General features: G+C 40.2%; 14 protein-coding genes. 6 read left to right on the forward strand and 8 right to left on the reverse strand.

Going from position 1 to position 13750, the window contains the following annotated elements:
* The first annotated feature begins 54 nt into the window (after positions 1-54).
* A complete protein-coding gene (locus DQN58_RS02715) occupies positions 55-2490 on the forward strand; it encodes a TonB-dependent hemoglobin/transferrin/lactoferrin family receptor (protein WP_005715618.1) in 2436 nt (811 codons plus the stop codon).
* Between the two features lie 82 nt (positions 2491-2572).
* Here the strand turns inward: DQN58_RS02715 and aphA are convergent, their stop codons facing one another.
* Entirely contained in the window at positions 2573-3280 is a 708-nt protein-coding gene (gene aphA / locus DQN58_RS02720; RefSeq protein ID WP_005715621.1) for an acid phosphatase AphA, read from the reverse strand.
* Between the two features lie 219 nt (positions 3281-3499).
* On the opposite strand from aphA, the gene hslV reads away from it, so the two are divergent.
* The 4 genes from hslV to DQN58_RS02740 all read left to right on the forward strand — a co-directional run bounded on the left by hslV (position 3500) and on the right by DQN58_RS02740 (position 6768).
* Positions 3500-4027 (forward strand): ATP-dependent protease subunit HslV, encoded by a 528-nt coding sequence (gene hslV / locus DQN58_RS02725; RefSeq protein ID WP_005704683.1) that lies wholly within the window; start codon positions 3500-3502, stop codon positions 4025-4027.
* Positions 4028-4047: 20 nt separating this feature from the next.
* The gene (gene hslU / locus DQN58_RS02730; protein ID WP_005715625.1) at positions 4048-5379 is read left to right on the forward strand and encodes an HslU--HslV peptidase ATPase subunit; all 1332 of its coding nucleotides are present in this window, start codon (positions 4048-4050) and stop codon (positions 5377-5379) included.
* A 137-nt stretch (positions 5380-5516) separates the two neighbouring features.
* Positions 5517-6260 (forward strand): phospholipid-binding lipoprotein MlaA, encoded by a 744-nt coding sequence (locus DQN58_RS02735; protein ID WP_005715628.1) that lies wholly within the window; start codon positions 5517-5519, stop codon positions 6258-6260.
* Between the two features lie 13 nt (positions 6261-6273).
* Complete coding sequence (locus DQN58_RS02740) at positions 6274-6768, forward strand: YfbU family protein (protein WP_005715630.1); 495 nt, start codon at positions 6274-6276, stop codon at positions 6766-6768.
* Between the two features lie 79 nt (positions 6769-6847).
* On the opposite strand, the gene DQN58_RS02745 is transcribed toward DQN58_RS02740, so the two are convergent.
* Positions 6848-7531 carry a 2,3-diphosphoglycerate-dependent phosphoglycerate mutase gene (locus tag DQN58_RS02745; RefSeq protein ID WP_005715632.1) on the reverse strand — a complete coding sequence of 228 codons (684 nt, stop codon included), beginning with the start codon at positions 7529-7531 and terminating at the stop codon, positions 6848-6850.
* A gap of 292 nt (positions 7532-7823) precedes the next feature.
* Here DQN58_RS02745 and DQN58_RS02750 point away from each other — a divergent pair, with 292 nt between their 5' ends.
* Positions 7824-9482: a phospho-sugar mutase gene (locus DQN58_RS02750; protein WP_032997727.1), complete on the forward strand. Its 1659-nt coding sequence runs from the start codon at positions 7824-7826 to the stop codon at positions 9480-9482.
* 76 nt (positions 9483-9558) lie between these two features.
* Here DQN58_RS02750 and DQN58_RS02755 read toward each other — a convergent pair whose 3' ends face one another.
* The 6 genes from DQN58_RS02755 to DQN58_RS02790 form a co-directional block, all read right to left on the reverse strand.
* Positions 9559-10413 (reverse strand): DUF808 domain-containing protein, encoded by an 855-nt coding sequence (locus tag DQN58_RS02755; protein WP_005715636.1) that lies wholly within the window; start codon positions 10411-10413, stop codon positions 9559-9561.
* 1019 nt (positions 10414-11432) lie between these two features.
* On the reverse strand, positions 11433-11783 hold the full coding sequence (locus DQN58_RS02770) for a hypothetical protein (RefSeq protein WP_032997729.1): 351 nt from the start codon (positions 11781-11783) through the stop codon (positions 11433-11435).
* Positions 11784-11894: 111 nt separating this feature from the next.
* On the reverse strand, positions 11895-12251 hold the full coding sequence (locus DQN58_RS02775; protein WP_050540568.1) for a hypothetical protein: 357 nt from the start codon (positions 12249-12251) through the stop codon (positions 11895-11897).
* A 162-nt stretch (positions 12252-12413) separates the two neighbouring features.
* The gene (locus DQN58_RS02780; RefSeq protein WP_005715646.1) at positions 12414-12884 is read right to left on the reverse strand and encodes a hypothetical protein; all 471 of its coding nucleotides are present in this window, start codon (positions 12882-12884) and stop codon (positions 12414-12416) included.
* A gap of 60 nt (positions 12885-12944) precedes the next feature.
* On the reverse strand, positions 12945-13232 hold the full coding sequence (locus tag DQN58_RS02785) for a hypothetical protein (protein WP_032997730.1): 288 nt from the start codon (positions 13230-13232) through the stop codon (positions 12945-12947).
* Between the two features lie 168 nt (positions 13233-13400).
* The gene (locus DQN58_RS02790) at positions 13401-13748 is read right to left on the reverse strand and encodes a hypothetical protein (protein ID WP_032997731.1); all 348 of its coding nucleotides are present in this window, start codon (positions 13746-13748) and stop codon (positions 13401-13403) included.
* Positions 13749-13750: the final 2 nt, after the last annotated feature.

A 13750-nucleotide genomic window follows, 5' to 3' on the forward strand; every position in this document is an offset into this window, starting at 1 on the left:
CTCATTTCTTCTTTATAATCCCCCGCAATTTTTTACTCACTGGGAAAGTTAAGTATGAAAAAAAATAAAATGCGGGTCACAGTCTACGGTTTATTACCGGTCACGCTAGGTTTGTCAGCAGCAAATGTGGCGCTGGCGGAAGAAAATTTAGAAACTATTACTGTTTCTACGGAATTGGATAATTCTACAAAAGCAAATCATTCCGAAAAGAAAACCGCTGCGGTGATTCAACAAGAGCTTATTCAAAATAATCGGGATTTAACTCGCTATAGTCCTGATGTTGGAATTGTAGATCAAGGTCGTCATCAAAAAGGTTTTACTATTCGCGGTGTAGAGGACAACCGTGTTGGTATCAGTATTGACGGTGTTGCCTTGCCAGATTCGGAAGAAAACTCCCTTTATAAACGTTATGGTAACTTGAACACTTCGCGCCAAAGTATCGATCCTGAGCTTGCACGTACCATTGAGATTGCTAAAGGTGGTGATTCCTTCAATCAAGGGAGCGGCAATATTGGCGGTGGTGTAAATTATCGCACTCTTGAACCGTTTGATATTGTGAGAAACGGACGTAAATTTGGTGCGTTATATCGCACAGGTTATGCCTCTCGTAATACTGAATGGGTAAATACTGTTGGCGTGGCATATGCCGGAGAACAAGCGGAAGCACTTTTGCTTTATTCCAATCGCCATGGACATGAAATGAAAAGCGCAGGCGGTTACACCATCCCAGAAGATTCACGCATGACCCGTTATCGCGGTTATGGAAAACAGACTCCTGATGATTCAACGCATCACAATAATAGCTACTTAGCTAAGTTTGCCTATCGCTTAAATGATAATCACCGAGTAGGGGCTTCTTACAGCGGTTCACGCAATAAAAATTATATTATTGAAGATTCAGCGGTAACGTTGTATTCCAGATGGCGAGAGGCGGACGACCGTGCTAAACGAGATACCATCAACGTTTTTTATGAATATTTACCGGACTCAAAAATCATTGCATTAGTGAAAACTGATGTAGATTATCAAAAAGCACAAACAGCTGCTTATAACTATGAAGGTTATAGAGCACAAGCTGCGACAAGCTATAGCCCAGCTAAACCTGAGGAGCCGAGCGATAATAATCTTCGTTTCTTCAATACTAAATTTAAACGCATTAATTTTCGTGTAGATAGTCAACCAATTGATTTAGGCACAAGTAGTCATACTTTTTCACTTAAAACGGCGGTTTCTGAACGAAAATTTGATATTTTGCATCAAGACTCTGTTTATGTAGATAACAATTATGATGGCGTGAAAGAGTGGGTGAATTCAAAAGATTCAACAATGATGTACCCGATTAAGACACGTCATTACAATATTTCTCTGCATGATGATATTCAGCTAACACCAGAATGGAAGGCGCATTTGGGTCTTCGTTATGATTGGGCTAAATATGCGCAACAAAGTTTGAATGCCTTAGAGTGTAGATTCTGCCGCAAAGCTGCGGATGCTAAATTTCATGACATTAGTTGGACGGCAGGTATTGAAAAAATGCTCAATGATGATTGGAAATTAGGTTATAGCATTGGTACAGGTTTCCGTATGCCAAATGCGTCCGAAATGTATTTTGATTATCGTGACAATGCTGCGGGTGCGTGGATGTCAAATCCTAATCTCAAAGCAGAAAAAAGTTTGACCCAAAATCTTAATTTATTAGGAAAAGGACGTTTGGGTGAATTATCTTTGACGTTACATCATTCCAGTTATAAAGACTTCCTCGATGAGCAAGAAACATGGGAATACTATAATTACTACGGAAGTATGTGGCGTTGGCGCCCGGTTCAACAAATGCAAAACATTGACTCTGCAAAAATTTATGGCGTGGAATTTACCGGCAAACTTAACTTAAATGAAGTTACACCAATGCCAAATGGTTGGAAATTATTTGGTTCTTTAGGCTATAGCAAAGGAAGTATGTCTAATGGGGCAAGTTTAATGTCGCTTCAACCAATTAAGGCAATTATTGGCTTAGATTATGAACAGCCTGAAGGTAAGTGGGGAATTTTCTCGCGTTTGACTTATCTTGGAGCGAAAAAAGCAAAAGATGCCAAATACATGAAAAACTTACCGGAACGTTGCTTGAAAGAAGAGCGTGTGCGTAATCCTTATTATGATTACGGTATCGGTGAAGAGTTTGAAATTAAATGTTCAGAATATTCTCACGAAACTGGGTTGGATACGTGGAAACACTTAAATGCTAAAGCGTTTGTATTTGATATGTTTGGTTTCTATAAACCTGCGGAGAATATCACTTTACGTGCAGGTGTTTATAATATCTTCAATAGAAAATATTACACATGGGACACTTTACGTGGACTAAATAATATTGGTGGTGTAGTAAACTCTGTAGGTTTACGCCCTAATGCAACCTATGGTGGTTATCCTGGCCTAGAGCGTTATTATCAACCGGGCAGAAACTTCGCCGCCTCCGTCGAAATTCGCTTCTAACTCAAGCTGAAATTCATTATAAAAACAGACCGCACTTTGAGCATTTCAAAGTGCGGTCAATTTTTTATATGTTTTTTAAAAATTAATAGCTTGAGTTAATTAACACTTCTTCACCATATCCGCCAAGGGTTGGCATTGGTTGGTAAGTGGAGTTAGCAGCGCGCATGAGGCGGATGCCACGAACGCCGGCTTCTTTGGCGGCAAGAATATCGTCGTCACTGTCACCGTAGTGAATAGTAACTTTGTGTTCGATAATGCCAGGGGTTTTGTTGTATTTGGTGGTAAGCTCACGTCCGCCCATGAATTCAACCGGGTGCATGTCTTTAATATTGAAGGCTTTTTGTAATACTGGGGTAACGCCATCTTTATCGCCGGCAGTGCGTCCGGTGATGAAATAAATTTGGTCGCCACGGGCTTGGTGCATATTAATTAAATCTATGGCAATTTGTTTTGGAATGGAATATTGGTCACAACCGGCATTCACTTCATTCCAGAAATCTTGGTTTTTTAAGTAATCATGTTTGCCCGGAGAATATTTTTGTTGTCCGTGATAAAAACAAGGACTACTGAATAGCACGGTATCGTCAATATCAAAACTTACATTGATCGGTGCTTTACCTTCCAATTCTTTTTTCAGTTGCTCAACGGAAATCCAGTGGATTGGTTGTTCCACGAGCATTTCACGGGCATTGGTACCTTGATTGGTGTAAGGTTCGGTTTTGGCCGCCATGGCGGGAATTGCTGCCGCGGTTAAAAGGGCGACAAGAGAAAGTTTAACAAGATTTTTCATTGTGACTCCTGATGAGATTGTGAATATATCGGCGGCAATCCTACCTTTTTTGTTCTATTAAGCAATTTCAAGCAATCGTTTGCTATACAAAATTCTGACCGTGATCACATTTTTATTATGTGATTGGTGAATAAATGACCAATATTATTTTTCCCCTTGAATTCCCCCTAAATTACCTCAATATAACCTCCACATTTTCCATTTTTAAAGGATAGCATTATGACTACGATTGTAAGTGTACGTCGCAACGGCAAAGTGGTTGTCGGCGGTGACGGACAGGTTTCCCTTGGCAATACGGTGATGAAAGGTAACGCGCGCAAAGTGCGTCGTTTGTATAACGGCAAAGTGTTGGCAGGTTTTGCGGGCGGCACGGCAGATGCCTTTACATTGTTTGAGCTTTTTGAGCGTAAATTAGAAATGCACCAAGGGCATTTATTGAAAAGTGCGGTGGAATTGGCAAAAGATTGGCGCACCGATCGTGCGTTGCGTAAATTGGAAGCGATGTTAATCGTCGCGGATGAAAAAGAAAGCCTGATCATTACCGGTATCGGCGATGTAGTACAACCGGAAGAAGATCAGATTCTTGCTATCGGCTCTGGTGGCAACTATGCCTTATCTGCCGCCCGTGCGTTGGTGGAAAACACTGAGTTGTCGGCGCGTGAAATTGTAGAAAAATCTCTCAAAATTGCCGGTGAAATTTGCGTGTTCACCAACACCAATTTCACTATTGAAGAATTGCCGAATTAAAAATTTATAAGGAATAAACCATGTCTGAAATGACACCTCGTGAAATAGTTTCTGAATTAGATCAACATATTATCGGTCAAAGCGACGCCAAGCGCGCAGTAGCAATTGCCCTAAGAAACCGTTGGCGCAGAATGCAGCTGCAAGAGCCAATGCGCCATGAAGTGACCCCGAAAAATATTCTTATGATTGGGCCGACTGGCGTGGGGAAAACCGAAATTGCCCGCCGTTTGGCAAAATTAGCCAATGCGCCGTTCATTAAAGTAGAAGCCACTAAATTTACCGAAGTAGGTTATGTGGGCAAAGAAGTGGATTCCATTATTCGCGATTTAACCGACAGCGCCATGAAATTGGTGCGCCAACAGGAAATCGTCAAAAATCGTGCTAAAGCAGAAGAAGCGGCAGAAGAGCGAATTTTAGATGCCTTATTGCCTGCAGCGAAGAACCAATGGGGCGAAGTGGAAAACCGTGATAGTCAAAGCAACACCCGTCAGATTTTCCGTAAGAAACTACGCGAAGGTCAGTTAGACGATAAAGAAGTGGAAATCGATGTCGCAGGTGTATCTATGGGCGTGGAAATTATGGCACCTCCGGGCATGGAAGACATGACGAGTCAATTACAATCCATGTTCGAGAATCTTTCCGGTAGCCAAACTAAAAAACGTAAAATGAAAATTAAGGATGCGTTAAAAACCTTAATTGACGATGAAGCGGCGAAACTGGTGAACCCGGAAGAGTTGAAACAAAAAGCCATTGATGCGGTGGAGCAAAACGGCATCGTGTTTATCGATGAAATCGACAAAATTTGTAAGAAAGGCGAATACAGCGGTGCGGATGTTTCCCGCGAAGGTGTGCAACGTGATTTATTGCCGTTAGTGGAAGGTTCAACCGTCAACACCAAACACGGTATGGTGAAAACCGATCACATTTTGTTTATCGCTTCCGGTGCGTTCCAAGTGGCACGCCCGTCAGATTTAATCCCGGAATTACAAGGCCGTTTGCCGATTCGTGTGGAACTTTCTGCACTCACTGCCGAGGATTTCGAGCGTATTCTGACTGAGCCGAATGCCTCTTTAACCGAGCAATACAAAGCCTTAATGGCAACGGAAGGGGTGAATATTGAATTTACTCAAGACGCCATTAAGAAAATCGCCGAAGCGGCATTTCGTGTCAACGAAAAGACCGAAAATATCGGTGCGCGCCGTTTACATACGGTAATGGAGCGCTTAATGGATAAAATTTCTTTCAACGCCAGCGACATGGATGGTCAAACCGTGAACATTGATGCCGCATATGTCACTGAAGCCTTGGGTGAGGTGATCGAGAACGAAGATTTAAGCCGTTTCATTCTGTAATTTTTTCTTGGTTATGAAGGCACGATAAACATCGTGCCTTTTGTTTTCTTAAGTGCGGTGGGTTTTTAGAAAGTTTTTGTAGTTGCAAGGTAAGTTGTTTACAATGAGCCCATCTTTTCATCAGCTTGAGTGTCATTATGCAAATAAAAAAATACCTTGCCGCATTATTATTAGGCTCCGTATTATTAACCGGATGTTCTTCTTCTATCGATCCGCAAACCGGCGAACGTAAAGACGTCTTAGAAGGGTTTAACCGCACAATGTGGGATTTCAACTATCACGTTGCTGACCCTTATGTGTTGAAACCGTTAGCTAAGGGCTGGAAAAACTATGTGCCAAGTCCGGTGCGTACCGGTGTCATTAATGTGGCGGATAACCTTGATGAACCGGCAAGTTTTGCCAACCGTTTGATTCAAGGTGATTTTAAGCAGGCACTCATTCATTTTAACCGTTTCTGGATTAACACGATTTTCGGATTGGGTGGTTTAATTGATGTGGCAAGTTATAGCGATCCGTTGAAAAAACAAGGCGATAACCGTTTTGGTGATACGTTAGGGCGCTATGGTGTTGGAACCGGTCCTTATGTGATGTTGCCGTTATATGGTGCCGCAACACCGCGCCAAGACATTGGTAATCTGGCGGATACGACTTATCCAATGCTTTCCTTGCTTGGTCCTTGGGGCTTCTTAAAAGCCGGTTTGCAAGGCATTGATACGCGTGCGAAATTGATGGATAAAGAAGCGCTATTGGATCAGGCACAAGATCCGTACCTCACTTTCCGTGAAGCTTATTTCCAACATTTGGAACAACGCATCAACGGCGATAAAGAGAAAAAAGCGGATCCGGTTTTATCAAACGATATTCTCAACCAAATTGATTAATAGGAGAGCGGTTATGGAAATGTCATCTACCCAACGTTTAATTTTAGTTAACCAATATAAATTAATGGCGTTATTAGACCCGACCAATGCAGCAAAATACCAACGTTTAGAAGCCATTGTAAAAGGTGGGTTCAGCTTGGAATTGCATGAATTGGACAATGAGTTTTCAGTGATTTCGGAAGAAGAATGCCGCACGGTATTGGATACGTTGGAAATGTACAAAGCGTTGCAAATTTCCTATAACAATTTGAGTGATAAATCCGAATTGAGCGAACACCGATTACAGTTCGTTGGTTACTGCGCTGTGCGTGAGAAAAAATACCTTAACTATCTTCGTTTCATCACAAGCGTAGAAGGAAAATATCAGGAATTTATGCGTTGTGAACACGGTTGCGATTCCCAAACGCCAATGAGAGACAAATATTCTCGCATGATCGATGCGTGGAAAGCATGCCCGCATGAATATCATTTAAGCATGGCGGAAATCAAGAATATCTTGAACGCTTAATTTTTAAAAACACCGCAAAAATAAACCGCACTTTAGTGACTAAAGTGCGGTTGTTTTTTATGGTGAATGTTATTTGGTATTACAAATAAGATTTTTCAATCACTTTCAAGTTGTCATCTAATTTATACACCAACGGCTGACCGGTTGGGATTTCTAAATCCATGATATCCGCATCGGAAATGCCTTCAATGTGTTTTGCAAGTGCGCGTAGAGAGTTACCGTGCGCAACCACTAAAACACGTTTACCGCTTAATAATGCCGGCGCGATTTGGTCTTCCCAGAATGGAAGTACACGCTCTAAGGTCACTTTTAAGTTTTCGCCATCCGGAATAACGTCAGCCGGCAAATGTGCGTAACGACGGTCATTGTGGGCAGAATTCGGGTCTTTCGGATCTAATAATGGTGGTAATGTGTCGTAAGAACGGCGCCAAATGTGAACTTGCTCATCACCGTATTTTTCGGCAGTGGCTTTTTTGTCTAAGCCTTGTAGTTCACCGTAGTGACGTTCGTTTAAACGCCAGTTTTTCACTTGTGGAATCCATAATTGGTGAGATTCTTCCAACACGATATTACAGGTTTTGATCGCACGAGTGAGGACGGAGGTGAAAGCAATGTCGAATTCAAAACCGGCATTCAATAATTTTTGACCTGCAGTTTTGGCTTCTTCCACGCCGCGCTCGGTCAAATTGACATCGCGCCAACCGGTAAATAAGTTTTTTGCATTCCATTCACTGAAGCCGTGACGAATAAAAACTAATTCCATAATAAGTCTCCTAGATTAATTAAAAAAACTGCTTCAGTTATAGCAAAAAAACGCTTTTTTATAAAGGAAAAACTCGTTTATTTTCCACCGCACTTTTGCGTCAAAATGGCATCTTTCGCAAGGTTTTTTTCGCACGTCTTTTTCATAAAAAAAGAGGCAACCGATTGCCTTCGGTGAATCTGTGAAATAGATCAAAATACAGGGAATTAATCGGAAATAAACGTTCCCATCACAGCGCTTTTTAGATAGGCTAGAGGGAGTTTTTCAATTATTCATGTTACAAGGAGTCACTATGTCAGCACTTTTTGAGATGGCACAAAATTGGTTAAACCAAGATCCGGACGCTGAAACGCACGCAGAATTAACCGCACTTTTAAGCGCGGCAAAAGGTGGCGATGCAAAAGCGGAAGCTGAACTTGCTGCCCGTTTTGACGGACGTTTACAATTCGGTACCGCCGGTTTACGCGGTCGTCTGCAAGCCGGTTCTATGGGGATGAATCGCGTGTTGGTGGCGCAAGCTGCCGGCGGATTGGCTGAGTATTTAAAAGGGTATGACAAACAGCCTTCCATCGTGATTGGCTATGACGGCCGTAAAAACTCCGATATATTTGCGCGCGATACAGCTGAAATCATGGCTGGCGCCGGCATTAAAGCCTATTTATTACCACGCAAATTACCAACACCGGTGTTGGCTTACGCCATTCAATATTTTGATACTACCGCAGGCGTCATGGTGACAGCCAGCCACAATCCACCGGAAGATAACGGCTATAAAGTTTATTTAGGCAAAGCTAACGGTGGTGGACAAATCGTTTCTCCGGCAGACAAAGACATTGCGGCGTTAATTGATAAAGTCGCGGCAGGCAGTGTGAAAGATTTACCGCGCAGCCAAGATTACGTCGTGTTAGATGACACTGTGGTGGATGCTTATATTGCGAAAACGGCTGCGCTTGCGAAAGAACCACAAACCGACATTAACTACGTTTATACCGCCATGCACGGCGTGGGTTATGAAGTGTTGAGCAAAACGTTGACAAAAGCGGGCTTACCACAACCGCACATCGTTGCTGAACAAGTCTGGCCGGATGGTACTTTCCCAACCGTGAACTTCCCTAACCCGGAAGAAAAAGGCGCGTTAGATTTAGCGATTCAAGTCGCAAAAGCACACAATGCCGAATTTATTATTGCGAATGACCCGGATGCTGACCGTTTAGCGGTGGCAGTGCCGGATGCTGAAGGCAACTGGAAACCATTGCACGGCAACGTGGTGGGTTGCTTTTTAGGTTGGTATTTGGCGAAACAATATCAAGCACAAGGTAAAAAAGGAGTATTGGCTTGTTCCCTCGTGTCCTCGCCTGCCTTGGCAGAGATTGCGAAACGTTATGGTTTTGAATCCCAAGAAACCCTTACCGGCTTCAAATATATCGGCAAAGTTCAAGGCTTGTTATTCGGTTTTGAAGAAGCATTGGGTTACTTGGTGGATCCGGACAAAGTACGTGATAAAGACGGTATTTCAGCCGCTATCGTGTTCTTGGATTTAGTGCGTAGCTTGAAAAAACAAGGCAAAACCTTGGCAGATTATGCAGAGGAATTCACCAAAGAATTTGGCGCTTATGTGAGCGGACAAATTTCTATTCGTGTGAGTGATTTGTCAGAAATCGGCAAATTAATGACCGCACTTCGCAATAACCCGCCAAGCCAAATCGGTGGTTTCAATGTGGCACAATTTATCGACCACACCAAAACCGACCGTCAAAGCGACATTTTGGTCTTTGTTTTGGAAAACGGCAGCCGTCTTATTGCGCGTCCGTCCGGTACTGAACCGAAAATCAAGTTCTATCTTGATGCGCGTGGTACCGATCCGAAAAATGCCGATCACGTGTTGGAGGAATTCGATGCGGCAGTTCGCGCGATTTTACGTCAAGAAGCGTATGGTAAGCAGGATTGCTAATCAGCCCGACTAACGAGAAATAAAAAACGGTATTCTTATCTAAGAATACCGTTTTCTTTTGGAAAGTGCGGTGGATTTATGCCGCTTTTTTCTCAAAGAATTTCATTAATGGCAATATCACCAAACAACAAATTGCACCTACAGCCAAACCGGTAACCAGTGTGGCGATTTGTCCTAAAACGCCTTCAGCGAGGTGAAGATTTCCTAAAAAGTGGTGAATGGCTTCAACGTTATGCACGAAAATCCCGCCACCGACCAAGAACATCGCCAGGGTGCCAATGAAGCTTAAGGAACGCATGAATTTGGGCATTAAAAATAAAACGCCTTTACCGACATGGCTTGTGATGCCGCCTTTTTGCATTAAAAATAAACCGAAATCATCGGCTTTGACGATAAGCGCCACAATGCCGTAAACGAAAACAGTGATGCCAATTCCAATGAGTGAAAGGGCGATGATTTGCACGGAAATCGGTGATTCGGTAAGTTCACCTAAGGCAATAATAATGATTTCGGCAGAAAGAATGAAATCTGTGCGTACGGCACCACGAATTTTGGCTTTTTCATTGAAAGCATTTTTTTCGTGATGGTGTTCATGAGCAAAAAATTTATGCAGGATTTTTTCCACGCCCTCAAAGCATAAATAGGCTCCGCCGAGCATCAATAAAGGCACGATGAGCGCCGGCAAAAAGGCGGCTAACAACAGTGCGATAGGGATTAAAATCACCTTATTTACCAAGGAACCTTTTGCAACCGCCCACACAATCGGTAATTCCCGTTCTGCAGTGGCACCAGTCACTTGATTGGCGTTCAACGCCAAATCATCCCCCACCACACCGACCGTTTTCTTGGCGGCCACTTTGGTCATCACAGACACGTCATCCAATAACGATGCAATATCATCCAATAAAGTAAACAATGAGCTAAACGCCATTTTCTTTCCTTGTGTTAAAACGAAACAAATAAGCGCATATTGTGGAGAGGAGGACGAGGGGAAGTCAACGGGAATTTACGAAAGTGCGGTCAAAATCTCTCGTGTTTTTGACCGCACTTTTGGTGGATGAGGTATTTACTTTTATATTAGTTTCTATATTTTTTATATTGTTCACATACTTCTTTGTTTATTGAAGAATCTAATGATAAACACCAATATATTGGTGCCGTAAACCTGTATCCTAAATCATAATAGCAACTTGGATTAACATAAACTTTGCTAGATTTCTCATTCACTTTTTTGGAGCAATACATTATGTCTTCATAACTAAGTTTTTTTCCATCTTTTTTCCAATAATAATTTGAATGGGGGGCTCCATTATCTATGTAGCACCCAGAGATAACAAAAAATAATAACAATATTAAATTTCTCATTTTTTATTTCCTTTATCATTTAATTTTATTGTGTTAAATGAAGGCCCAATATTTCCCACGATGGCGTGCGTTTCCCAACGTGTGCCCAAAGCATCAATTTCGTTTTATTCAGTTTTTCATCTATTTTCATTAACAACTTTATTCAGTTTGTCTATTTTAGTTAGATTTAAGCACGTATCAGGAGACGCGCGCTATCTGGGTATTTTTTACTTTCTACTTTGCTATTGTTCTTTGTTTTCATTTTCACAATAATACATGACATGTACATTTCCTTTATATTTCATACATATTTCCCTTCCATTAGCCTCTTTGTACATTTGATTAAGATTATGCCAAGCCTCATCTGAAGAATATGAAAGGCAAGATTGAATAAAAATAGTCATAAAGAATATAACTAAAATTTTCATTATTTCCATCCCCATAGCTAACGCAAGGTGCGTGAACCAAAAATTAACGCACGCTAGCTTGCTGATGAATTAATTTTCTTTCTCTAAAAAAAAGCGCGGTCATTTTTCAGATTGTTTTTAAAATTTAAAAACTCCCAAATTTTTGACCGCACTCTGTTTAAATAATAAATTCAATGCGTTACAAGTTACATTTTCCCTTATCCCACTTAGGATCTTGATAGCCACATTCAGCTGGCCAGTATCGGTAATATCCCTTTCTTTCCATACAAGATTGAAATTCTTTGTATTTACCAATTTTATTGATATAGTAAAGTTCTTGATCTCCATATTTACTACCGCAGCTAACAGCATCTTTCCAACGCTGTTGCTGATCAGTTTTACCTATACTATAAGGCTTTTGATAATGTGCTATAGCTGGCCATAATTTGCCTTTATCAACACAATTAACCATTTGTGGAGTATAAAAACATCCGTTTGAATACCAACATCCGTTTAATATAAAACAAAGAAGAAATAAGGTGTATCTCATTTTATTTACCTCCTATTTTCATCAAAAGTTCAAACATATCTGATGACATTACATCGGACAAAGCAAATAGTGCGGATACTGGAATTACAATAGCAATTATTACTTAGTAGGCTATTCATTACATATCCCCTTGTTTAAGCCTTTAGGTTCTTTTACACCACATTCTGAGCTGTCAAATATATGATATCCTTTACTTTCCATACAAATACGAAATTCATTTCGGAAATTTTGGGGTTTAATAACACTCCATAAATTACTATCTCCATATTTAGCTCCACACAATTCAACATCTCTCCAGCGCTGATTTATATCAGTACGTCCGATACTATCTGTTTTTTGATAATAAGCGATAGAAGAAAATGGCACTTTATCCATATAGCAATTAACCATTTGCGCTGTATACAGACACCCATTATGCCAATAGCAACCATGAAGGAATAATAGAGATATCATAAAAAACTTTTTCATTTTTATTTCCCCCTCCCCCACGCTGGCGCGCGTTTCCTAACGCGCGCTTAAAACATCAATTTCATTTAATTCAGATTTTCACATTTTTATTAACAACTTCAGTTTGTTTATTTTTAGATAGATACAAGCACACGTCAGGAGACGCGCGCTATCTAAGAGCTACTATTTAAAAAATAAAATTTGTATAAGACAAACAATAATCCCTATAAAAATACCTATTTTTATAGAAGGATTTCTAAAAAAATAAAACCATTTTTCCTTTGTTGTATTTTTAAATAAATATTCATCATCAGAATGGATATATGTATCTTCTAAAGAGTTATATGTCTCACCCTCATCCCCACGAACTCTAGTGCCATCATTTAATTTTTCAGCAATAGAAATTAGCTTTTTTATACAATTATCATCCGTGGTATTAATGTAATATTCACCCTCAATACCTTCAGTATAAAAAATAGTAAAAGAAGGATCATTTTTATCATAATAGAATTCCAAAACTCCATTTTCATTTAACTCTTCCTTTATATTGAATTCTCTAAATAAAAACTCTCTAAACTTTTCTTTATTCATGATTAGTTTAGAAGAAATATCTTTTTTATCCGTATTAACTAAAGAAACATGATAAGCCATCATTTATCCTCTTTTTTACTGTTATTACCCCCACGATGGCGCAAGCGTCTTCGCTTGTGCCTATCAACTAAAAGTGCGGTCACAAAATCCAAAGGATTTTGAACATTGGTTCTCCCAACGTTTATGGGTAAAATTCGCAATGTTTTTATTAAACAGCACCAGCGTGGACGCTGGCGCTATCTGGTGAATTTTTTCAAAACATTTATTTTTTAATTCTGCTGATGCTTTAACTTTACTTTCTCTGTGTTCCCAGTATGCCATTTTATCTATGGTATAACTTTCCCTATAAGTAAACATTGTCCAACATCCTGATAAAAAACAAGAAATAATAACAATACTTAAAAATTTCATCTTTCTTTTCCCTACGCTGGCGCGGGTTTCCTAACGCGCTCCCAAAACATCCATTTTATTTAATCGGGTCTTCACTCTTTTTATTAATAACTTCAGTTTGTTTATTTTTTTGTTAGATATATACAAGCACGCGTTGGGAGACGTGCGCTATCTAGGGGTAGAGCATTTTCATTTCCTATATTTATTATAAGCATCACAAACATCCTTTAATCTAGAGCAATAAGTGCTAAACATTTTCACTTTAAAAACAAATCCATTCTCATATAAACACTGTCCTTTTATCTGGCGTATTTTACCTATATGATTAATATATTCCGTATCAATCCTATCAGAAAAACTATTCCTTCCTATAATACTAAATGAAGCATATTTTGAGCATTTTTCAAGCATCTCTACGGGAGCATCTTCCCCTGTTGTTTTATCTATCCATTTAGCATCATCATCTGGTATAGAGTACAGAGGAACAAACATACATGACGATATAAATAAACAAAATAAAATAGTCATATATTTCATAA

Origin of the sequence: Aggregatibacter segnis ATCC 33393 (assembly GCF_900476035.1) — a bacterium.
In the GTDB taxonomy this organism is placed as follows: Bacteria; Pseudomonadota; Gammaproteobacteria; order Enterobacterales; family Pasteurellaceae; genus Aggregatibacter; species Aggregatibacter segnis.